The sequence below is a fragment of the Cryobacterium psychrophilum genome (genome assembly GCF_004365915.1).
GTDB lineage: Bacteria > Actinomycetota > Actinomycetes > Actinomycetales > Microbacteriaceae > Cryobacterium > Cryobacterium psychrophilum.
Genome location: NZ_SODI01000001.1, coordinates 3063848 through 3085835, shown reverse-complemented (window position 1 = coordinate 3085835; position 21988 = coordinate 3063848). Strand labels below are relative to the sequence as shown.

Genomic DNA, 21988 nt, shown 5'->3' with positions numbered 1-21988 from the left:
CCGGGGCTGCCTCGGTAAGCGCAGTCTGCCCGGGCAGCTCAGTCTTAGCTCTTGCTCAGCCAGGTGCGTTCCGACTCGTCAAGCCGTCGGCTCACGGCATCGCGGAGCGCGGGCAAGGTGCGCAGGTCGGGGTCGCCGCTCACGAGCGCGAACGCGGCGGCACGCGCCGATTCGATGATTTCGCGGTCCACGGCCACTCGCAGAAAACGCAGGGAGGAATGTGCGCCCGACTGGCTGTCGCCGAGCACATCGCCCTCCCGGCGCAGTCGCAGGTCGAGATCGGCGAGTTCAAACCCGTCGAGGGTGCCCTGCACAGCGTCCACGCGTTCGCGCGAGACCCCGCCCAGGGCCGCGTCGGTCACGAGCAGGCAGAGACCGGGCACCGGCCCTCGCCCCACTCGTCCCCGCAGTTGGTGCAGCTGCGACACTCCGAAACGGTCGGCGTCCATCACCACCATCGCCGAGGCATTCGGCACGTCAACGCCCACCTCGATGACAGTCGTGGCGACGAGCACGTCGATCTCCCCCGCCGCGAACGCGCGCATGGTCTGGTCTTTCTCGTCGCTCGTCATGCGCCCGTGCAACGCCTCCAGCCGGTACCCGTGCAACACCGGTGCCCGGCGCAGACCGGCGAGGGTGGTCTCCACGTTGGTGAGTGCCTTCGGCGCGTCCTCCGGCGGAAGGGGCACGGTCTCCGCTCCCTCTTCCACCTCCTTCGGGGCGATGGCCGGGCATACGACGAAGGCCTGGCGCCCAAGGGCCAGCTCTTCCCCGATGCGCCTCCAAATATTCCAGAACCAGTCGGGATGCTCCGCGAGCGGAACGACAACGGTTGTGATCCCCTGCCGCCCGGTGGGAAGCATGCGGATGGTGCTCACGTCCAGGTCACCGAAGACGGTCATCGCGATGGTGCGTGGGATGGGAGTGGCGGTCAAGACCAGCACATGCGGCGGCTGGGCGCCCTTGAGCCGAAGGGACTCGCGCTGATCCACACCGAAACGGTGCTGCTCGTCGATGATGATGAGTCCCAGATCGAAGAAGGTGACATTATCGCTCAGGAGCGCGTGCGTTCCGATGACTATGCGCGATTGCCCGGACACCACACGGAGCAGTGCCTTGCGTTTCTCAGCGGCCGGCAGCTTTCCCGTCAGCAGCGTCGGCATGAGTTCGGCCGCGAGGTCTGGCCCGAGCATGGCCGTGATCGACCGAAGGTGTTGCCCGGCGAGCACTTCGGTGGGCGCCAACAGAGCGGCCTGGCCGCCGCTCTCTGCCACGGCCAGCATGGCGCGCAGTGCCACGATGGTCTTGCCCGATCCCACCTCGCCCTGGAGCAGGCGGTTCATCGGCGAGGTAGCGGAAAGTTCGACCGCAATCTCTGCCGCAGCGATCTCCTGGTCCACGGTGAGGACAAAGGGCAGCATGGCGTCGAAGCGCTCCAGGAACCCACCCGGCTCCGGCACGCGCGGGGTCGTGTGCGACTCCCTCGACTTCGTGTGTTTCTGCGCCAGGGCGGCCTGCAGAATCCACGCCTCAGTGAATCGCAGGGTGTCCCGAGCGGCCTGCCATTCCGCGGGCAGCTCCGGGCGGTGAATGAGCTGGAGCGCCTGCTTGTGGCCGAGCAGGCCGCGCTCGACCCGCAGGTCTGCGGGTACGGGGTCGTCAATATCGCCCAGATGCGGCAGGACGAGGTCGATGGACCGCTCGAGGATGAGGCTCGAGACCGAGGCGGTGGCGGCGTAAATGGGGATGAGAGCGCGCTGAAGCCACTCGTTGTTCGGGTCTTTCTCGGCCTCCTCGCGCTCCCCCTCGAAGGTGCGGTACGTGGGGTGCGCGAGCTGCCGGGCGCCGTTGTATTCCGAGACCCGACCGGAGAAGATGCCCTTCACCCCGGGGGCAAGCTCCCGGGTTCGCCAGTCCATTCGGGTCTTGCCGAAGAAGGTGAGGCTGAGCATTCCCTGGCCGTTACGAATCTTGACCGACACGATCCAGCCCTTACGATTCTTCATCTCACTCTGCGTGGACGAAACCACCTCGGCGGTGATGGTGACGTGTTCGCCCAGCGGCAACAACCCGGTGACCGGGTCAAGCTCACCGCGTTGCACATAACGGCGCGGATAGTGCCCGAGCAGATCTGCCACGGTGAGCATGCCGAAGGCCTTGCCGAGCGCGGTGGCGGTGGGCTTGCCCACGGCCAGAACGAGAGCGGTATCGAGGGTGAAGGTGGAATCACTCGAACCGGTCATGTCTCAATCGTAAGCGTGACCGCCGACAGCCCTCTGGACCACTCACGTGCAACGTAGGCTTAGCCAATCATGACGCGCATCATCTCCGGGTTTGCCGGCTCCCTCACCCTGTCGGTCCCCAAGTCCGGCACCCGCCCCACGAGCGACCGCGTTCGCGAAGCGATCTTCTCTGCCCTCGATGCCCGCGACGCCCTGGCCGGCACGCGCGTGGTCGACCTGTATGCCGGGTCAGGGGCCCTCGGCCTCGAGGCCGCGAGCCGCGGTGCCCGGTCGGTGACTCTCGTGGAGAACGGCTTCGGCGCCGCGCAGCTGTGCCGCAAGAATGGCGACGCGGTCAAGCGCGCCGCTCCCAAGGGCGCCGACCTCACGATCAAAGTGGCCGCCCAGGCCGTGCAATCTTTTCTGGCTGCGACACCTGACGGCTTCGACGTGGTGTTCATCGACCCGCCTTACGACCTCGGTGAGACCGAGCTCACGCACAACCTGGCCGCCCTCGCGCCGCTTCTGTCCGAGGATGCGCTCGTCATCGTTGAGCGCAGTTCCCGCTCCCCCGAGCCCGGCTGGGGCCCCGCCCTCGAACTCGAACGTCGCAAGGACTATGGCGACACCACGGTCTGGTACGCCCGCCCGGTTGAGCCTGCCCGCAGCTAGAACTACCCCGCCGCTCCGTCCCAGCCGCGGTAGGGGTCCCAGCCGCCCTGGGTGTGTGGTTCGCCGTCCACGAGCACCTCGCCCGCGGCTGCGGTCACGACCCCAAGGGCGCGGAACCCGTCCGGGAGGCTCACGTGGGGCGGGAAGGTCGCAAGCAGGCCGTGGTCCTCTCCCCCGCCGAGGGCAACCTCGACGCGGGCGCCGAGGGCGCCAGACACAAAGTTGATTCCGACGCCGCTCGCACGGGCGATGCGGCCCGCGTCAATCGCCAGGCCGTCCGACACATCGAGCATCGCCGTTGCCCCGGCCAGCGCCGCCGCCGGGCCGCACTCGAGCGGCGGCACCGGGGTGAGCTGCGCGGCAATCTGTTCGGGGTACTGCGCCTTCGCCGCTCGGGCCCGTTCGGCGTCGGGAACGCCCCCGTCGTCGACGCCGAAGCGAAACAGGAGTTCGAGGCCGAGTCCGGCCTCCCCCAACCGTCCGGCAAGCGCCACGACGTCGCCGACGCGCGCGCCGGATCGTCGAACGGGGTCACGCCCCTCCAGGTCGCCGAACGCCGTGACGGCGAGCGTGAGGGCGTCGGAGGCCGACAGGTCACCGCCCACCACTCCGCAGCCGGGCGCGAGTGCCTCGCAGCACTCGCGCAGTCCGTCGGCGATGCCCTCGAGCACCGAGACCGGCGTCGACGGCGGGGCGGCAATCGCCACAACCAGGGCGGTGGGTCGTGCCCCCATGGCGGCCACGTCCGACAGGTTCGTGGCCGCAGCCTTCCATCCGAGATCGTGGGGCGTCGACCAGGCGAGCCGAAAATCGGGGCCCTGGATCATCATGTCCGTCGTCACAACGAAGCGGCCGTCGGGGGCGGCGACAACGGCGGCATCATCACCAGGGCCGAGCAGCTGGGCGGAGGAGGCGGGCAGCCGGGGAAACAGACGCTCGAGCACCGCGATCTCACTCACATCATTGAGCGTCTCGGTCGAACGTGTACTCTCATCGGCAGCAATCATCATGCTTCAAACGGTAGCCTGAATGTGATGATTCCCCGATCCCTGGCCCTGCGCTCCGGCGCCGCCGCTACCGTGCTGCTTGGCACGCTCCTGCTCACCGCATGCGCCCCCGCTGTTCCCCTGGACCCCGCGGCCGACGCCACGAATCCGGCCTGCGCGGATGTCATCGTGCACCTGCCGGAGTCGGTATCCGACCAGCCCGAACGCGAGACGAACGCGCAGGCCACCGGCGCATGGGGCGACCCAGCAACGGTTCTGCTCCACTGCGGCGTGACGGTACCTGGCCCGACGACGCTGCCGTGCCTCAACGTCAACGGCATCGATTGGATCGAAGACGACTCGGATGCCCCCCTCTACCGTTACACGACCTACGGTCGCGACCCCGCCGTTGAGATCGTGATCGACTCGACAGCCGTCAGCGGGACGAACACCCTCGTCGACCTGGCCAGTGCCATCTCCGGCATCCCGGCCACGGCGGCGTGTGTCGGCGCCGACGACGTGGCCATCCCCACCCCGGCGCCCTCCACAGCCCCGTAGCGGCGCGTGCCGGGCTAGGAGCCGTGCCTGGCGTGCGCGAGCGCGACGGCGATGAGCTCGTCAATGAGCTGCGGGTAGGTGTAGCCGCTCGCCAGCCAGCAGCTCGGGAACATCGAGATCGGCGTGAACCCGGGCATGGTGTTGATCTCGTTGATCACCCAGCCGTCGCTGGTGAGGAAGAAGTCCACTCGCGCGAGACCGGCGCCGTCGATCGCCTCGAACGCGCGAATCGCCATCCGCTGCATCTCCGCGAGTTCGTCGTGGCGTAGAACGGCCGGGCACACGAGTTCGATGCCCGCTGCGCCCAGGTATTTGGCTTCGAAGTCGTAGAAGTCGCGGCCGGTCACCAGGACTTCCCCCGCAACGGATGCCCTCGCCGGTTCCCCGGGGCGACCCTGCAGTACCGCGACCTCGAGTTCGCGTCCGCTGAGACCGGCCTCAATGAGCACCTTATTGTCTTCGGCGAGGCCCACCGCCATCGCTTCGGCAAGTTGCTCGGCCGACGACACCCGGCTGACGCCCACGCTCGAGCCGGCCCGCGCGGGCTTGACGAACACGGGTGCGCCGAGTTCTTCCAGGGCCGCGTAGGCCATGCCGGGGGCATCGGCCCAGTCGTCGGCCGTGATCGTGCGCCAGGGAGCCACCGGAAGGGAGGCCTGTTGAAAAACGGTTTTCGTGAAGTGCTTGTCCATGCCGAGCGCTGACGCGAGCACGCCAGAACCCACGTAGGGCAGCCCGAGAAGTTCGAGCATTCCCTGGATGGTGCCGTCCTCGCCGAACGGGCCGTGCATGATCGGAAAGACCAGGTCGATGCTGCCCAGCGAACGTGAGCCGGCGGCATCCGTGACGGTCAGCTCACGGTTGCTCGTGCTGTCGGGCCACTGCACCCGCGTGCCGTTGTCGACGACCTCGGGGAGCGCCGCGGCGTCGAGGCCGAACTTGGCCGGGGTGTCTTCTTCGAGCACGAAGGCTCCCGCGCGCGTGATGCCCACGGGGATGACGCGATACCGATCACGGTCAATCGCTGCCAGGACCCCGCCCGCCGTTGCGCAGCTGATCGAATGTTCGCTTGAACGCCCCCCAAAGAGCAGCACTACCGTGAGCTTGTCCATCTTTCGTCCTTTCGCCCTGCGGTTCGCTGGAATCGGTGGTGAGGTGCGGGGCAATATCCCGCGGGTTCAGCGTGCCATCGAGCACCTGGCGAACCTGTTCGACGATCGGCATGGCGACCCCCTTGGCGGCGGCGAGTTCCAGGACGGGCTTGACCGACGCAAGCCCTTCCGTGGTTTGTTGCATCTGCTTGACCACATCGTGAATGCTGTAGCCCTGTCCCAGAAGCCGCCCGGCCGTATTGTTGCGCGACAAGGGCGACTGGCAGGTGGCGATGAGGTCACCGAGCCCGGCCAGGCCGGAGAGCGTTTCCGGATGCGCGCCATAGGCCACCGCGAAGTCGGTCATTTCCACGAGACCCCTGGTGATGATCGAGGCCTTGGTGTTCTCCCCGAATCCCACGCCGTCGACGATTCCGATGGCGACGGCGATGAGATTTTTCAACACCCCGCCGAACTCGGTACCGATGACGTCGGTGTTCACATAGGAACGAAAGTATTTGTTGGTGGCGAGCTTGGCCACGGCCTGCGCGGTCTCAAGGCTGATCGACGACACCACGGCGCCCGTCGGCTGCTCCTTGGCAATTTCGAGAGCCAGGTTCGGACCGGAGATCGCGGCAATGCGCTCCGGGGAGATCGGCAGCACCTCCTCGATCACCGTGCTCATGCGCATGCCGGTCGTGCGCTCAACACCCTTCATGAGCGACACGATCACGGCGCCGGGCGCCAGGAACGGCTCGGCAAGGATCAGGTTCTCGCGCAGCGATTGGCTGGGCACCGAGACGAACACGTACTCGGCGCCGGCGAGGGCCAGGTCGAGTCGAGCGGTCGCGCGCAGCCCGACGGGAAGGTTGATTCCCGCCAGGTAGTCGCTGTTGCGACGCGCCTCGGAGATTTCCCGCGCCAGTTCGGGCCTGCGCGCCCAGAGCACGACGTCAGCTCCACCGTCCGCGAGGATCTTCGCAAAGGTGGTGCCCCAACTGCCCGCTCCGAGTACGGCAACGCGGGTGCCGGGCAAAATCTTAGGCTTCAAAACGGCCGGTCTCTTTCTGGTTGTGTTCGGCCGGGTTCCAGCGCGTGGCCGGGGCCTTCTCGTTTCGTAGATCTTCGAGCAGGCCGGTGATGGCGTGCATCACGACGGCCGTGGCCTCGTTGAGCGTGGCCGTGTCGAGGCCGCGGCCCTGGAAGGCGCTCAGGTCGACCGGGTCGCCGATCTTCACCGAGATCGTCTTGCGCGGAAAGAAGCTGATCTTCTTGGAGTACCGCTCCATCACGTGCTGGGTGCCCCAGTGAGCAGCCGGCACGATCGGAATGCCCTGCTCAAGGGCGATACGCACTGCGCCGGTCTTGCCGCGCATGGGCCACAGGTCCGGGTCACGGGTGAGAGTGCCCTCGGGGTACACGACCACCATCTGGCCGCGTTCCACGAGCCGCTGCGCCGCTTTCACGGGCTCGCTGCCACGCACCGATCCCCCGCGCTGCACCGGTATCTGCCCCGAACTGCGCAGGATTCGTCCCACGATCGGGATCTTGAAAACGGATGCCTTCGCCAGGAACCGAGGCTGGCGTCCAAGCTTCCACGACACGACCCCCATCACCACGGGGTCTATTTCGCTGTAGTGATTCGGCGCGAGAACGAAGGCTCCGGTGCGGGGAAACTTTTCGCCGTCGACGATCTTGAAGCGTGCGGCCGTATTCATGACGGGCAACAGGATGCCGGCCAGGATCCAAAACGCCGAGGGGCGGCTCTTTTCCGAGCGGAAGAAACTCGGTGACGGGGGAACTACTGCTGCCTTATCGGCTGTATTTTGGTCTCGATTGTGGTCTCGATTTTGGTCTGACACAGACCCATTATCCTTCGAGATCGAAGTCCGCCCCCAAAAGCCGCAGCTTGGCGATGAAATTCTCGTACCCACGGCTGATGATTCCCACGTTGCTGACCGTCGAGGTGCCGTCGGCACTGAGCGCCGCAATCAGGTGACTGAAACCGCCGCGCAGGTCGGGAACCACAACGTCGGCGCCGTGGAGTTTCGTCGGGCCGGTGATGACGGCCGAGTGGTTGAAGTTGCGCTGGCCGAAACGGCAGGGGTGCGCGCCGAGGCACTCGCGGTGAATCTGGATCGTGGCGCCCATGTCCTGGAGCGCGTCGACGAAACCGAAGCGCTGCTCGTAGACGGTTTCGTGCACGATCGACGTGCCGTGCGCCTTCGTGAGGGCGATGACGAGCGGCTGCTGCCAGTCCGTCATGAAGCCGGGGTGAACATCCGTTTCAATGATGACGGGTTTGAGGTCCCCGCCCGGGTGGTAGAAGCGGATGCCGTCGTCGTGGATATCGAATGCCCCGCCGACCTTGCGGAACACGTTGAGGAAGGTGAGCATTTCGGGCTGGCGGGCGCCGCCGACGAAGATGTCGCCCTCGGTGGCCAGAGCCGCGGCGGCCCAGCTGGCGGCCTCGTTGCGGTCGAACAGGGCACGGTGCGTGAACCCGTCGAGATGGTCGACACCCTCGATGCGGATCACCCGGTCGGTGTCGACCGTGATGATGGCCCCCATCTTCTGCAAGATGTGGATGAGGTCCATGATCTCGGGCTCGATGGCGGCGTTCTTGAGTTCGGTGATGCCCTCGGCACGAACCGCGGTGAGCAGCACCTGCTCCGTGGCTCCGACGCTCGGGTAGGGCAGTTCGACCTTGGCACCCTTGAGCCCGTTCGGGGCGGACATGCGGATGCCGTTGGGCTGCTTTTCGACGACGGCGCCGAAGGTACGCAGCACGTCGAGGTGGAAGTCGATCGGGCGGTCGCCGATGTGGCAGCCACCGAGGTCGGGGATGAACGCCTCGCCGAGGCGGTGCAGCAGCGGTCCACAGAACAGGATCGGGATGCGGGAGGAGCCGGCGTGAGCGTCGATGGCGGCGAAATGCGCGCTCTCCACGTCGACCGGGTCAAGGATAAGGTCGCCGGGCTGGTCGCCCTCGGTGACCTTGACACCGTGCACCTCGAGCAGGCCGCGCACGATGCGCACGTCACTGATGTTGGGCACGTCTTTGAGCAGGCTCGGTGTTTCGCCCAGGAGCGCGGCGACCATGGCCTTGGTGACGAGGTTCTTGGCACCCTTGACTTCGATGCGCCCCACGAGGGGGATGCCACCACGAATGGTGACCTTGTCGGCGGTCAGTCCCACGGCAGCGCCGTGGTTCTGGCCGCTACCGCGGTTCTGCGCTGACTCGTCGAGCACGCCCTTGGGCTGCGCGTCGTTGGTGAGAGTGCTCAAGAATTACCTGCCTTGGGGAGAGAGTGCGGGGAGAGTGCGTGGCAACCACGCTTGGCGCCCCGATTCGAATTCTGCAATTCGCGCTTCATCGCGCAGGGTCAACCCGATGTCATCGAGACCTTCGAGCAGCCGCCATCTAGTGTAATCGTCGATCACGAACGAGACTGTGAGATCGCCGACACGCGCGGTCTTCGACACGAGGTCCACCGTGAGCTCGAGTCCGGGATCCGACTCGATCACCCTCCAGAGGGTTTCGGCGTCCTCCTGGGTGATCTGGCCGGCGAGAAGACCCTGCTTACCGGCATTTCCGCGAAAGATGTCGCCGAACCGAGGGCTCAGGACAACGTCGAAACCGTAGTCACGCAGCGCCCAGACGGCGTGCTCGCGTGAGGATCCGATGCCGAAATCGGCTCCGGCCACGAGAACCCGTCCGCCGGCATACGGCTTCTGGTTGAGCACGAAGTCGGGGTCCGAACGCCAGGCGGCGAACAGGGCATCCTCAAATCCGGTGCGCGTTACCCGCTTGAGGTAGACGGCTGGAATGATCTGATCGGTGTCGACGTTGGAACGGCGCAGCGGAACTGCAATGCCGGTGACGCTCGTAAATTTTTGCATGATTACTTGTCTCCATCCGAAGTGGCGTGCGGCGCGAGGTCCCAGGGGCCGGAGAGCGTACCGCGAATCGCGGTGGCTGCGGCCACGATCGGCGACACGAGGTGCGTGCGACCGCCCTTGCCCTGGCGGCCTTCGAAGTTGCGATTGCTCGTGGAAGCGCACCGCTCGCCGGGGGCGAGCTGGTCGGGGTTCATCCCGAGGCACATGGAGCAGCCGGCAAAGCGCCATTCGGCGCCGAAATCGGTGAAGATCTTGTCGAGGCCCTCGGCTTCGGCCTCGATGCGCACCCGGGCAGAGCCCGGCACCACGAGCATCCGCACGCCCTCGGCGATGCGCTGGCCGCGAATCACGTCCGCGGCGGCGCGGAGGTCTGCGACCTGGCTGTTCGTGCAGGAGCCGAGGAACACCGTGTCGACGCGAATGTCCTTCATGGCGGTTCCGGCGGCGAGGTCCATGTATTCGAGGGCGCGTTCGGCGGCTGAACGCTCGTTGGCGTCATCGATCGTGGCGGGGTCAGGCACGGAGCCGCTCAGCGACACTCCCTGGCCGGGGTTCGTGCCCCAGGTCACGAAGGGTTCGAGCTCGGAGGCGTCCACGATGACCTCCGCGTCGAAGCGAGCACCGTCATCCGTCGCGAGCGTGTCCCAGTACGCCACCGCAGCGTCCCAGTCGGCGCCGCGCGGCGCGTGCGCGCGGCCCTTGAGGTAGTCGTAGGTGGTCTGGTCGGGCGCGACCATTCCGGCTCGTGCGCCGGCCTCGATCGACATGTTGCAGACCGTCATCCGGCCTTCCATCGAGAGGGAGCGGATGGCCTCCCCACGGTATTCGAGAACGTAGCCGGCTCCTCCGCCGGTTCCGATGCGCGCGATCACGGCGAGGATGATGTCTTTCGCGGTGACGCCGGGACGCAGGGCGCCGTTGACGGTGATGGCCATGGTCTTGAAGGGGTTGAGCGGCAGCGTCTGGGTGGCCATGACGTGCTCCACCTCGCTCGTACCGATGCCGAGGGCCATCGCCCCGAAGGCGCCGTGAGTGGAGGTATGCGAGTCGCCGCAGACCACGGTGATACCGGGCTGGGTCAGTCCCAGCTGCGGTCCGACGACGTGCACGATTCCCTGTTCGATGTCACCCAGAGAGTGCAGGCGAACCCCGTATTCCTCACAGTTGCGGCGCAGCGTCTCGATCTGCGTGCGGCTCGTCAGGTCGACGATCGGCTTGTCGATGGCGAGCGTTGGAGTGTTGTGGTCCTCCGTGGCAATCGTCAGGTCCGGGCGTCGCAGCGGACGGCCGGCGAGGCGCAGACCATCAAAGGCTTGCGGACTCGTGACCTCGTGCAGCAGGTGCAGGTCGATGTAGATCAGGTCGGGCGTGCCATCCTCGCCCTTGGCCACGAGGTGCTTGTCCCAGACCTTTTCGGCCAGGGTCCGCGGGGCGGCGGTAGGTGTTGTGGTGTCTGTCGTCATGTCTGTGCGTCTTCCTCACGAATAGATAGCAGCCGACGCTGAACGCCGCGACGAGAGAGGCCTCAGAGTTGGGTCTCGCCGCGGCACAGAAGAAGAAGTCGAACTGGCAGCATTCCTAGAGGGTAACACCTCGGAAACGGTAGCTCCATGCCCACCGCCCTGCCATGACCGGGTTCACACCACGTAGGTGGCCTCGATGACGACGACGCTGACGTTGTCCCGGCCGCCGCGCTCAAGCGCTTCATCCACGAGTACATCAGCAAGGCCGCGCGCATCCTCTTCGCTCGGATGGTGCGTCTTCAGGATCTGCGCGATGTCGCTGGGTTCGAGTTCTTTGGTGAGGCCGTCGGAGCACACGAGGAAGGTGTGGTAACCGGATGCCGGCTGCAGCCACACGTCGGCGTCGACGAACTCGTCGGCACCAATGGCACGGGTGATCACGTTGCGCTCCGGGTGCTTCTCCGCTTCCTCCCAGGTGATCAGTCCGGCGTCGAACATCTCCTGCACGGCCGAGTGATCAACGCTGAGCTGCAGGAGTTCCTCGCCGTCCCAGGTATAGATGCGGGAGTCCCCCACGTTGAAGGCCATCCAGTGATAGCCCACATCGTCGCCCGCGTCCACGAGTGCGACGCCGGCAAGTGTCGTGCCGGAGACCGACGCGCCGTAGTCATCGACCGCGCTCAGGTCGCGCACCGCGTCGTTGGAGGAATGGATGGCGTCGAGAATTCTCTCCGGGGTAGACGGCACATCGCGCTCAATGTGCTCGTCAAAGACCCGAACCACGGTCTGGCTTGCCACGTCGCCCTGCGCGTGTCCACCCATTCCGTCGGCTACGAGGAAGACCGGGGATTGCGCCATCACGCTGTCCTCGTTGATTTTTCGCACGCGGCCCACGTCGGTACGCGCACTGTACCGGCATACCGCGGTACCACCCAGAAGAGTGATTTCGCTCACACCGGTCACGGGAACGTGCACCATAAAGCTCCCAAGCTGACCCGCATCCTTCTCGCCTTCGAATACGGCGTCGTCGTCGTGCGTCCTGGTGGACGGCAGACATAACCGTACCAAGCCGACGGACCGTTCTAGTGCTCGATCTGCTGGGAGATCTCTTCGGAAAGAGTGTGCCCCCGCGTGCGGGCCTCGTAGCGGGCTTTGATGAGGCTCGCAATGGTGGCTGCGGCCATCGAGCCGACGATCACGCCCAGCGAGGTCCACGTGCCGATTTCCGGCGCCCATTCCACGCCGTTGCCCCCGTTGATGAACGGAACCTCGTTCGTGTGCAGGGCGTGCAGCACGAGCTTGACTCCGATGAAGGCCAGGATGAGCGCGATCCCGTACTTGAGGTACTCCAGACGTTCCAGCAGCCCGCCAAGCAGGAAGTAGAGCTGGCGCAGTCCCATGAGTGCAAACACATTCGCGGTGAAGACGATGAAGGGGCTCGTCGTGATGCCGAAGATCGCGGGGATGGAGTCGAGCGCGAAGATCAGGTCGGTCGTGCCGATGGCAAGGAACACGATGAGCATGGGGGTGAAGATCTTCTTGCCGTCGATGATGGTGCGTATCGTGGACCCGTCGTAGGTCGGCGAGATGCTGATTCTACGGCGCAGCAAGCGGATGAAGCCGTTCTCTTGATCCTCATCCTCTTCTTCGTTGTTGAGCGCCTGGCGGATGGCCGTGTACAGCAGAAAGGCCCCGAAGATGTAGAAGATCCAGCTGTAGCTCTCGATGAGCTGCGCACCGAGCAGAATGAAGATTCCGCGGAGCACGAGGGCGATGATGATGCCCACCATGAGCACTTCCTGCTGGTATTTCCTCGGCACGGAAAAGCGCGCCATGATGATGACGAACACGAAGAGATTGTCGATGCTGAGGCTGTATTCCGTCAGCCACCCGGCCAGGAACTGCCCGGCATGCTCCGCGTCGCCGAGAATCAGCATGAGCAACGCGAACACGAGGGCGAGTCCCACATAAAAGGCCACCCAGAGGGTGGCTTCCTTGATGGAGGGGACGTGCGGGCGTTTGTACACCAGGAGCAGGTCGGCCACGAGTATGAGCGTGAGCACGACGAGCGATCCAACTTCAAACCAGAGCGGGAGAGCGAGTTCCACGGGGGCCTTTCACTATGACGGGGTGCTGCGAACAGCTGTGAACCCGAAAGTCTCTCCCGCGCTGTTTTCCTGAGGAAAGCAACACCACCGCGACCGGGGCTGTAGCTCTGGAGCCCGCATTAACGATCGCGATATAGGTCCCAGTGGGCCCTGAGGCATACTCCCCTTCGCTGCAGAAATCATAACAGTGCCTGACGCCTGCGCCGAGCGTTCCGCTGTCGCGGCGATGTGAGTCCCGGTGAGGCACTCCTCAATCTTTCCTGATTTCCTGCTGTTGATTCATCTGAGGGTACAGATCAACGGAGGGGACAAACCCGGGATCGCCGACCCGCGACATCCGAAGGGCCGCGCGGTGCTCCGCTCCGCCAGGGACAAGGCGATTAACGAAAAAAAGGCCCGGCTCTCTTCACATGGAAGAGTGCCGGGCAGTTGTGACCCCAGCGGGATTCGAACCCGCGTTACCGCCGTGAGAGGGCGATGTCCTAGGCCGCTAAACGATGGGGCCGTTTTTGCAACTTTATGAGTATGCCACAGGATGTGTGCGCAACCAAACCGAGGGCACCCTCGGCTGAGCTTGCGAGCGATTCACGTTGCGCACCGGCCCGATTAGGTATTAGCTCGGGTCATGAAACTGACCAAGCTCGAGCATGCCGCACTCATCCTTGAAGTCGGAGGCCAGAAGCTTTACATCGACCCCGGATCGTTCACCACGGCGCTCACCGAGACGGCGGGGGCCGCGGCCGTCGTGATCACGCACGAGCACCCCGACCACTGGACACCCGACCAACTGCGTCGCATTCTCGAAGTGAACGAGGGCGTGCCCATCTATGCCCCCGCCGGCGTGGCTGCGGCCGTCGCCACGGCATCCGCTCGTGACGACGCACCGCGCGGGCCACCCCCGCACATCACTGTGGTGCGGGACGGCGACACGGTGACCGCGGGCCCGTTCACGCTGCGCTTCTTCGGCCAGACCCACGCCGTGATTCATGAGTCGATCCCGGTCGTTGACAACGTGGGCGTGCTCGTGAACGAGGAGCTCTACTACGCCGGTGATTCCTTCACGATTCCGACCGACGTGCAGGTGGGGACACTCGCCGTTCCCGCCGGGGCTCCCTGGTTGAAGATCAGCGAGGTGATCGACTACGTTCTCGCCGTGCGGCCGCGGCGCAGCTTTCCCACCCACGAGATGGTGCTCTCCCGCGCGGGGAAGGACCTGTCCAACGCGAGAATCAAGGCAGCGACGCAACAGGGCGACGGTGAGTTCTTCCCGCTCGAGCCGGGAGACGTGCTCGACCTGTAGTCGAATTCTGGCCACATTCCCCTCAATCTCAGCCAATTTGCAGCTTCTGCAATCTAGAGTGCAGTTACTGCAAATCACCGGACCGCGGTGACAGACAACGGGGAACGGGGCACAATGCCAGCCGATTGGGTAATCGACGCGCATGATCTGGAGAAATCCTATGGGTCGGGGTCGAGCCGTTTCGACGCGCTCAAGGGGGTCTCCCTACAGGTGGCGCCGGGAGAGAGCATCGCCATCGTCGGGAAGAGCGGATCCGGTAAGTCCACACTCATGCACCTGCTCGCCCTCCTCGACGCGCCAGAAACGGGCACGATTCGCGTGACCGGCCAGGACGCACGAAGCCTCTCCAAGCGGGCCGTCAATGAACTGCGCAACAAGGAATTCGGCTTCGTGTTCCAGCAGTTCTTCCTCACGCCCAACGTGAGCGTTCTCGACAACGTGATCCTGCCGCTGAAGATTGCCGGCATTGGCGGCAAGGCCCGCCGCACACGGGGCATGGAAGTTCTGCGCCAGCTCGAACTAGACGACAAGGCCGCAAAGAAGGCCACGACTCTCTCGGGCGGCCAGAAACAGCGCGTGGTCATCGGCCGCGCCCTCGTCAACAACCCCCGGGTGATCTTTGCCGACGAGCCCACAGGAAACCTCGACTCCGCGACCGGCCGCACGGTCGAAGACATCCTGTTCGCGCTCAACCGCGACCAGGGCATCACGCTGGTCATCGTCACCCACGACGAGGAGCTCGCCGCGCGCTGTGACCGCCAGATCTACATCAGCGACGGTCTCATCATCAACGAGACCACGTCGTCCCCCACCCGCGCCACACACAAACACGCCGCCGCACACGCCGCCGTCAAGACTGAAGGAGGTGCGGCATGAGAGCCACCGACCTCGTCGCCACCGCGATTTCCAACACCTTCCGCAGCAAGCTCCGCACGACGCTGACGGTTCTTGCCATCTTCGTGGGCGCGTTCACCCTCACGCTCACCACCGCCGTCGGCGCCGGCGTCTCCGAGTACGTCGATGCGCAGGTGGGGTCGCTCGGCGCCGCCGACGTGTTCATCGTGACGCCGAAAGCGGATGCCGCTCCCGCCGATGCCGGACCCGTCGAGTACGACCCGGCCACCTCAGGGGCCGCAACCGGCGGCGGTTTCGGCGGTCCTCCGGGAGCGACGAGCGCGCTGACAGACGCCGACCTGGCAACCATCTCCGGCACGGACGGCATCAAGTCCGTTGATCCGATCCGCGGTCTCGCACCCGACTATGTGGCCAGCGGCGACAGCACGAAGTACGAGTTCACGATCAACCCGGCATCCGGTGTCACCACGGCCGACCTCACCGCCGGCGCCCAGCTCGACCATGGGGCGAGCGATTTTCAGCTCATTCTTCCGGACAGCTACGTGAAACCGTTCGGATTCGCATCGGACTCGGCAGCCGTGGGCTCCACCGTGCAGATCGGCATCACCGACGTGCTCGGCGAGCGCCAGAGCGTGGATGCCACGGTCGTTGGCGTGTCCCTCGAAAGCATTCTCGCCTCCGGAGCCGGAGCCAATGCGGCACTGACCGATGAGCTCGCCACCGTGCAGTCGGCGGGCATCGACACCGGATCGGCCCGCTACGCCGGGGCGACGGCACGCTTCGACAAGGACCTCTCCCCCGACGCCGTGCTCGCGCTGCAGTCGACCCTCGCCGATGACGGTTTGACGGCCAGAACGGTTGCGGACCAGCTCGGCACGGTGCAGACCGTCATCAACGGCATCGTCGGCGTGCTCAACGCCTTCGCCGTGATCGCGCTCGTCGCCGCCGCTTTTGGCATCATCAACACGCTGCTGATGAGCGTGCAGGAACGTACGCGGGAAATCGGCCTGATGAAGGCCATGGGAATGGGCGGCGGCAAGGTGTACATGCTGTTCAGCCTCGAGGCCATCGTGATCGGGTTCCTCGGTAGCGCGCTCGGTGCGGGTGTGGCCATCGCTGCGGGTTCGATCCTCAGCAACGTTCTCTCCACCGGACTCCTGGCCGACCTGCCCGGGCTCAATATCCTGCTCTTTGAACCCACCTCCGTGGCGCTGATCATACTGCTCGTGATGGCGATCGCGTTCCTGTCGGGCACCCTGCCCGCTCAGCGAGCGGCGAAAGCCAACCCCATCGAGTCTTTGCGCTACGAGTAGAACCGAAGGACGAGGCAGACCCATGACCGCAACGCCCCGCGAGGAGAAGCATCAAGCGACCCGGCAACGCCTGGAACGCAATGCGGTTTCCCTCGTCCTCGAGCACGGCTTCGACCGGGTTACCGTTGACATGATCTGCGAGGCGAGCGGTATTTCGCAGCGCACGTTCTTCAACTATTTCAAGACGAAGGAAGCGGCTGTTGTCGGAGCCGAACCGCCGAAAATTGATGAGGGCAAGGCCCGGGCATTCATCGCGGCCGATGGGCCGGACCTGCTTGCCGAGGTGCTTGAGCTCGTGGCCGCATGCTCCATGACGGGCGGCTCCGACGAGAAACTGCTGACCGACCGGTTGCGGCTGTTTGAGACGGACCCTCGGCTACTGCTTAAGCAGATGGACCGAATGAACCGGATCACGGCCGACGTCGGGGATCTCATCTACCTGCGTCGTCGGCGGGAAGCCGGACCGGACGGCGACGAGGCCGAGCTGCGAGACCAGGCCGACCTGCTCACCCACGCGATCCTCGGCGTACTGCGCTACACGGCGATGCGCTGGATCCGGAACGAAGGCAAAGACCAGGCCGAAACGCTCGCGTCCACGTCACAGCTTCTGCGTCGCACCCTGCGAACGCTCTGAGCTTCGCTCGGTCATGGAAACGTTCGAACGTTCCCTGCCGGAGAACCTCACCGTCGCGGAAGGCGCCCGTCGGCTGCTCGCCTCGGGGAAAACCCGGCGCCGACCACGAACCAACCGCGGTCCCGCGGCATGCAAAGGCTCAGGACGCGGACTTCGGTTCCTGCCCATCGGTTGCCGCAGGCCCCGGCGAGGCCGCCGGATTGCCCTTCGAGTGGCGGCGTTGACTTCTGAGCTGGAGGATACGCGTCGCCCCGGCGATCGCGACCAGAATTCCGCCCGCGACGGCCGCGATGAACAGCGCCATCCCCAGTGACAACTCGCCTGCCACGCCAAGGTAGTGCACGGTCACGCGATCCTCGTTCTGCAGGATGAAAATGATCAACAGCACCAGCACGGCCAGCCCGGCGATCACGGCAACCCAGATCATCCCGGCCCTCGTCACATCGACCGCGGGCCGCTCCGGGGAACCGCCCTGTTTCGCGATTGGTTTCCCGGGAGAGCGATCACGCTGGGGCGTGGGAGTCGTTTCCGGCTGTGAGGCGGGGTGGGGCCCCGTCGATGAGCTCGGAGCTGGATCAGTAGTCATGTTCTTCTTCCCCTCGGACCGAGCCGCCCGTCCATACCGGACCGTTAGTGCAGAGAGTACTCCTCTTTGAATCCTGCGTCCCGGGTCAACGTCGGCGCGATAGTCGGGGCGGGGACGCAAGCAGGTGCTCGTGAGTGCGCAAGCCCCCCGATGTTCGTCGGCATCATGAATACTGCTCTGCGCCTCGCCGGCAGACCTCGGCATCGCGAGGGGCACCGGAACGGATATCGCGATCGAGGCCAGCGACCTGACCCTCGTGCGCAGCGGCCTGCTGGCCATGCTCGGCCTGCTCAACTCCCTGGTCGCGGGGGCTGCGATGGGGCTGTCGTCGGTCTTTGTGGTGGGCAACAGTCTGAGGCTGCGTCGTTTCCGGCCGGGCAGACCCTCGGGCACTGTCGAGAGGTCTGTACTGTGCGTAGCCAACCCGTCCGAGCTGAGGTGACATGTGCGGCGCTGCTCATCGTCATGGCTCTCATCCGTTTCGCGCGGCAGCCGTCGGTGTACGCGCGTCTGCTTGACGCCGGCGGTCTCGTTGTGCGCTCAGTCCGCATCATCCCGCTCCAGGTGTACCGGCCCAGCCTGACCCTGCTCTCCATCAGTCGCCTTTAGACGAACCCGCTCACGCGCCAGCACCTGGCTGCGTGACTTTGCCGTGTCCAACGGCCGCTCGGTTTCTTAAACGATTGACACTGATTTGAAGAGCAATGCTCAAAACATGCTCGTCCATCCTCACGGCCGCCGCGCTGGCCGCGGCCCTGACGCTCAGTGCTTGCGCAAGCGGCACGGCGGGTACGAACGGGGGCGGCGGCTCCGTGGTGATGTTCATCCTCGGCATCGTGAACTTTTTCTTCCAGGGCCTGCATTCAGGATCCGGCCTGTAAAACCAGCCACACCCCCTCGAGACACGGAGACCTAACCATGACAAGCCCACACGATAAGACCGACCGCCACACGAAGCCGACGCTGTCGCCGGCTACCCGACCGGTGGTCTGCTCCTGATGGCCGGGGCCATCGTCGCAGGACACGAACCGAAATGAGCATGAACGACTTCTGCTCTATCTCCCTCTTCCGGTTCGCCGTGGTGCGGGGCTCGGCGCGGCCGGTTCTACCGCCTCGCGCCCGGCATTCCGTTTTTTCTCGAAGCGCTCGGACTGAACTGGATGTCCGGCGCGACGCTTCTTGCCTTGTCCGCGTGCACCCCCGCACCCACGTTCGTCTCGCCCACATCATCGTCGGTGGGCAAAACTGAAGCTGCACGGAAGGGGTCGAGAGCGACCACACGAGTCGCATTGCGCGCTGGAACGGGCACCCTCGACCTGGCCGGCACCACCGCCCCGACGTGGAGCTATGGTTCCATCCCCTCCCCCATCATCCGCCTGAAGAAGGGCGACGCATTGGGCGCCACCATCGAGAATGCCCTACCGGAACCGACCTCAATTCACTGGCATGGGGTCGCGCTGCGCAATGACATGGACGGTGTGCCGAATCTCACCCAGAAGGCCATCGCCGCGGGATCGTCGTTCCGCTACCAGTTCCACGCGCCGCACGCGGGTACCTATTGGTTCCACCCCCACGTGGGGACTCAACTGGACCGCGGTCTCTACGGTGCCCTGATCGTCGAAGATCCGAAGGAACCGTTGGCCTACGACGACGAATGGGTCGTCATCCTCGACGACTGGCTCGACGGTGTCACGGCAACTCCGCCGGAGGTTCTCGCCGACCTGTCGAAGGGCATGGGCTACATGGACGACATGGGTATCCGAATGGGGAACATGCTGATGGGCGCGAAATCAAATGTCCTTGGCGGCGATGCCGGCGATGTGTACTACCCGCACTACCTGATCAACGGTCGTCCACCCGCCGACCCGGAAACATACGCATCGGCGCCGGGAAAGCGTGTGCGCATCCGCCTGATCAACGCCGGGGGCGATACTGCGTTCCGGGTCGCTCTGGCCGGCCATCACTTGACCGTCACCCACACCGAAGGGTTCCCTGTTGACCCGGTCGAGGTTGATTCGGTCCTTCTCGGTATGGGTGAGCGCTACGACGTGATCGTCGCCATGGGAGACGGGGTATTCGCCTTCGTCGCCGAAGCTGAGGGGAAGCAGAACCGGGCATTCGCGGTCGTTCGAACAAGCGCTGGCACCACACCGCCGACCACTGTCATCGTCCCCGAACTGTCAGGCCGCCTGGCAACCGTCGACAAACTGCGCGCGGCATCCGACGTCGCCTTGCCCACCAGATCGCCTGACCGTGAGCTCACGATCAGGTTGCGAGGCAGCATGACCACATACAACTGGTCTTTGGACGGTCGACGGTTCTCGCACGACAACCCGATGAACGACGCACACCCGATTAGCGCCGGCGAACGGGTACGTGTTAACTTCGTCAATACGACCGAGATGTGGCATCCCATGCACCTGCACGGACACACCTACCAGCATTCCAACGGTGGCCCCCGCAAAGACACGTCGATCGTGCTCCCAGGTCGGACCCTCAGCGTCGATTTCGACGCAGACAACCCCGGCCGGTGGCTCACCGACTGCCACAACCTCTACCATGGCGAAGCCGGAATGATGGGTGTCCTTGCTTACACAAATTGAGCACGACCGGACGATTGCGCTGCCACAGCTCCCCTCGCCGAAGGTGACCGATCAGCGGAATGGGCTTCCGCTCTGGATCGCCACCGGTGTCGCCGGGGTCGGAGGAGTGCTGAACGCCCTCGCGTTCCCGGGCCTGGGCTGGTGGCCGCTCATCTTCGTCGGCACCCCGCTCATCTTCCTCGCCCTCGTCGGCCGACGGGGGTGGGGGGCACTCGCAGTTGGTGTGCTCGGTGGCTTCGCGTTCTGGGGAACTCACATCCTGTGGATCACAATCTATCTGGGGCCCGTGCCTTGGCTGGCTCTGGCAGGACTGCAGTCGATCTTCTTCGCACTGGGCTGCGCAATCATGGCGTTCGCCTGGCGCTTCGCCGACCGTGCGTTTGCCGGACCATGGGGGCGCCTCGGCCTGACCCCTGTCGTCATTGCTGGACTGTGGACCCTGCGGGAGTACGTCACGAGCAACTGGCCGTATGGTGGATTCTCATGGGGTCGGCTCGCGTTTTCCCAGTCGGAGAGCCCCTTCGGTGAGCTGGTGGCGTGGGTCGGTATCTCAGGGCTGTCTTTCCTGCTCGCGTGGATCAGCGCCCTTATCGTACAGGTGGCGCGGGAGCCGGTCGCTCGAAAACGTGTCATCCGGAGCATGGCTCCAGTCGGGCTGATCGCGCTGATGCTCTCCATACCAGCGTTTCCGGTGGTCACCTCGGGGACCATTCGTGTCGCCGCCGTTCAGGGAAACGCGGATGCCGCGCTGTTCGCCGAATACACGCCGGGTCAGATCCTGCAGGACCATGTCGCGGCCACTGAACCTCTCTACGGGAGGACCGTCGACCTTGTGGTGTGGCCGGAGAACGCTTCCGACCTCAACCCGCTGGAACGCAGCGAGTCTGCCGCACTTCTCAACCGTGTGTCCAAAGAAATGAACGCGCCGATTGTGACCGGAACCATCACGACCGATGGTAGCCGCACGTTCAACAGTCTCCTCCTGTGGAAGGGCGGGGACAACGCGGTCGATCAGTACGACAAAATACATCCGGTTCCCTTTGCCGAGTACATCCCTGACCGCGAGTTCTGGTCCCCCCTGGCCCCAGATTTGTTCGCCCTGATCCCACGCGATTTCACAATCGGTACTCGCGACAATGTGTTCGATATCAACGGTGTGACCGCTGGGCTCGCGATCTGTTTTGACATCGTGGACGACAATCTCATCCGGCAGATGATTGCCGGTGGTGCTGACATCATCCTCGCGCCGACGAACAACGCGGACTTCGGCCGAACCGATCAGAGTGTGCAACAGCTGGCTATCGCTCGATTGCGAGCGATCGAAACCGGCCGCAGCCTGGTCAACACGTCAACCGTGGGAACCTCGGCGATCATCGCCCCCGATGGCGGCACAATTGATCGCCTGCCGACATTCGAACCCGGTGCAATGGTTCAGGACGTGCCGCTGAGCCAAACGGTCACTCTTGCCATGGTTGCCGGGCGGGGAATCGAACTCGCTGTCTCCGGTCTTGGACTCGTCGGCATGATCCTCGCCGTGCTTCTCGCTCGTCGTCGACGCGACGTTTGACCTCGTGACTACGCTCGACGCCGCGGCGCTCAGCGGCAACAACGCCGCGGTGTAGGTGAGCACCGACAAGGGCGGCACCTGGACGCCACTGGTTTGAGTCGCTGTCGGTGGCCGGGTGAGGTCATCG

The 21988-nt window shown here is 65.0% G+C and carries 21 protein-coding genes, 1 tRNA gene and 1 pseudogene; 11 read left to right on the top strand and 12 right to left on the bottom strand.

Annotation, left to right across the window (positions count from 1 at the left end):
- Positions 1 to 44 precede the first annotated feature (44 nt).
- Positions 45 to 2243 (bottom strand): ATP-dependent DNA helicase RecG, encoded by a 2199-nt coding sequence (locus EDD25_RS14515; protein ID WP_134174225.1) that lies wholly within the window; start codon positions 2241 to 2243, stop codon positions 45 to 47.
- Positions 2244 to 2312: 69 nt separating this feature from the next.
- Here EDD25_RS14515 and rsmD point away from each other — a divergent pair, with 69 nt between their 5' ends.
- On the top strand, positions 2313 to 2894 hold the full coding sequence (gene rsmD / locus EDD25_RS14510; RefSeq protein ID WP_134174223.1) for a 16S rRNA (guanine(966)-N(2))-methyltransferase RsmD: 582 nt from the start codon (positions 2313 to 2315) through the stop codon (positions 2892 to 2894).
- Positions 2895 to 2896: 2 nt separating this feature from the next.
- On the opposite strand, the gene thiL is transcribed toward rsmD, so the two are convergent.
- Positions 2897 to 3904: a thiamine-phosphate kinase gene (thiL, locus tag EDD25_RS14505; RefSeq protein ID WP_422386779.1), complete on the bottom strand. Its 1008-nt coding sequence runs from the start codon at positions 3902 to 3904 to the stop codon at positions 2897 to 2899.
- A gap of 24 nt (positions 3905 to 3928) precedes the next feature.
- On the opposite strand from thiL, the gene EDD25_RS14500 reads away from it, so the two are divergent.
- Positions 3929 to 4438, top strand: a complete 510-nt coding sequence (locus tag EDD25_RS14500) for a DUF3515 family protein (RefSeq protein WP_134174221.1) — start codon at positions 3929 to 3931, stop codon at positions 4436 to 4438.
- Between the two features lie 14 nt (positions 4439 to 4452).
- On the opposite strand, the gene EDD25_RS14495 is transcribed toward EDD25_RS14500, so the two are convergent.
- The 9 genes from EDD25_RS14495 to EDD25_RS14455 all read right to left on the bottom strand — a co-directional run bounded on the left by EDD25_RS14495 (position 4453) and on the right by EDD25_RS14455 (position 13508).
- Positions 4453 to 5550 carry a D-alanine--D-alanine ligase family protein gene (locus EDD25_RS14495; protein WP_134174219.1) on the bottom strand — a complete coding sequence of 366 codons (1098 nt, stop codon included), beginning with the start codon at positions 5548 to 5550 and terminating at the stop codon, positions 4453 to 4455.
- Entirely contained in the window at positions 5456 to 6580 is a 1125-nt protein-coding gene (locus tag EDD25_RS14490) for an NAD(P)H-dependent glycerol-3-phosphate dehydrogenase (RefSeq protein WP_241986413.1), read from the bottom strand. The genes EDD25_RS14495 and EDD25_RS14490 overlap by 95 nt, the downstream gene beginning before the upstream one ends.
- Complete coding sequence (locus EDD25_RS14485; RefSeq protein ID WP_134174218.1) at positions 6570 to 7247, bottom strand: lysophospholipid acyltransferase family protein; 678 nt, start codon at positions 7245 to 7247, stop codon at positions 6570 to 6572. The genes EDD25_RS14490 and EDD25_RS14485 overlap by 11 nt, the downstream gene beginning before the upstream one ends.
- Positions 7248 to 7398: 151 nt before the next feature.
- Entirely contained in the window at positions 7399 to 8727 is a 1329-nt protein-coding gene (gene murA, locus EDD25_RS14480; protein ID WP_134175547.1) for a UDP-N-acetylglucosamine 1-carboxyvinyltransferase, read from the bottom strand.
- A gap of 93 nt (positions 8728 to 8820) precedes the next feature.
- Positions 8821 to 9432 carry a 3-isopropylmalate dehydratase small subunit gene (gene leuD, locus EDD25_RS14475; RefSeq protein ID WP_134174216.1) on the bottom strand — a complete coding sequence of 204 codons (612 nt, stop codon included), beginning with the start codon at positions 9430 to 9432 and terminating at the stop codon, positions 8821 to 8823.
- A 2-nt stretch (positions 9433 to 9434) separates the two neighbouring features.
- Positions 9435 to 10895: a 3-isopropylmalate dehydratase large subunit gene (gene leuC / locus EDD25_RS14470; RefSeq protein WP_134174214.1), complete on the bottom strand. Its 1461-nt coding sequence runs from the start codon at positions 10893 to 10895 to the stop codon at positions 9435 to 9437.
- Between the two features lie 174 nt (positions 10896 to 11069).
- Positions 11070 to 11873: a PP2C family protein-serine/threonine phosphatase gene (locus tag EDD25_RS14465; protein WP_134174212.1), complete on the bottom strand. Its 804-nt coding sequence runs from the start codon at positions 11871 to 11873 to the stop codon at positions 11070 to 11072.
- 104 nt (positions 11874 to 11977) lie between these two features.
- Complete coding sequence (locus tag EDD25_RS14460; protein ID WP_134174210.1) at positions 11978 to 13003, bottom strand: TerC/Alx family metal homeostasis membrane protein; 1026 nt, start codon at positions 13001 to 13003, stop codon at positions 11978 to 11980.
- 432 nt (positions 13004 to 13435) lie between these two features.
- Positions 13436 to 13508: transfer RNA gene (locus EDD25_RS14455), tRNA-Glu, on the bottom strand.
- A gap of 120 nt (positions 13509 to 13628) precedes the next feature.
- On the opposite strand from EDD25_RS14455, the gene EDD25_RS14450 reads away from it, so the two are divergent.
- The 4 genes from EDD25_RS14450 (at position 13629) to EDD25_RS14435 (ending at position 17105) form a co-directional block, all read left to right on the top strand.
- Positions 13629 to 14303: an MBL fold metallo-hydrolase gene (locus tag EDD25_RS14450; RefSeq protein ID WP_134174208.1), complete on the top strand. Its 675-nt coding sequence runs from the start codon at positions 13629 to 13631 to the stop codon at positions 14301 to 14303.
- A 114-nt stretch (positions 14304 to 14417) separates the two neighbouring features.
- Positions 14418 to 15179 carry an ABC transporter ATP-binding protein gene (locus EDD25_RS14445; RefSeq protein WP_134174206.1) on the top strand — a complete coding sequence of 254 codons (762 nt, stop codon included), beginning with the start codon at positions 14418 to 14420 and terminating at the stop codon, positions 15177 to 15179.
- Positions 15176 to 16471: an ABC transporter permease gene (locus EDD25_RS14440; protein ID WP_134174204.1), complete on the top strand. Its 1296-nt coding sequence runs from the start codon at positions 15176 to 15178 to the stop codon at positions 16469 to 16471. Before EDD25_RS14445 ends, EDD25_RS14440 begins: the two co-directional genes overlap by 4 nt.
- 22 nt (positions 16472 to 16493) lie before the next feature.
- Entirely contained in the window at positions 16494 to 17105 is a 612-nt protein-coding gene (locus tag EDD25_RS14435) for a TetR family transcriptional regulator (RefSeq protein ID WP_134174202.1), read from the top strand.
- 139 nt (positions 17106 to 17244) lie between these two features.
- On the opposite strand, the gene EDD25_RS18065 is transcribed toward EDD25_RS14435, so the two are convergent.
- Positions 17245 to 17532: a LapA family protein gene (locus tag EDD25_RS18065; protein ID WP_241986414.1), complete on the bottom strand. Its 288-nt coding sequence runs from the start codon at positions 17530 to 17532 to the stop codon at positions 17245 to 17247.
- 349 nt (positions 17533 to 17881) lie between these two features.
- Between EDD25_RS18065 and EDD25_RS18060 the strand changes: the two are divergent.
- From EDD25_RS18060 to lnt, 5 genes and pseudogenes are all read left to right on the top strand, one after another.
- Positions 17882 to 18133: pseudogene (locus EDD25_RS18060) on the top strand (heavy metal translocating P-type ATPase); the annotation flags it as partial.
- Positions 18103 to 18300, top strand: a complete 198-nt coding sequence (locus tag EDD25_RS14420; RefSeq protein WP_134174198.1) for a hypothetical protein — start codon at positions 18103 to 18105, stop codon at positions 18298 to 18300. The pseudogene EDD25_RS18060 and the gene EDD25_RS14420, both read left to right, overlap by 31 nt.
- A gap of 95 nt (positions 18301 to 18395) precedes the next feature.
- Positions 18396 to 18572, top strand: coding sequence for a hypothetical protein (locus EDD25_RS17630; RefSeq protein WP_166671317.1), 177 nt, complete (start codon positions 18396 to 18398; stop codon positions 18570 to 18572).
- Positions 18573 to 18980: 408 nt separating this feature from the next.
- Positions 18981 to 20294 carry a multicopper oxidase family protein gene (locus EDD25_RS14415; RefSeq protein WP_241986415.1) on the top strand — a complete coding sequence of 438 codons (1314 nt, stop codon included), beginning with the start codon at positions 18981 to 18983 and terminating at the stop codon, positions 20292 to 20294.
- Positions 20278 to 21861: an apolipoprotein N-acyltransferase gene (gene lnt / locus EDD25_RS18055; protein ID WP_241986416.1), complete on the top strand. Its 1584-nt coding sequence runs from the start codon at positions 20278 to 20280 to the stop codon at positions 21859 to 21861. The genes EDD25_RS14415 and lnt overlap by 17 nt, the downstream gene beginning before the upstream one ends.
- The last annotated feature ends 127 nt before the right edge of the window (positions 21862 to 21988 follow it).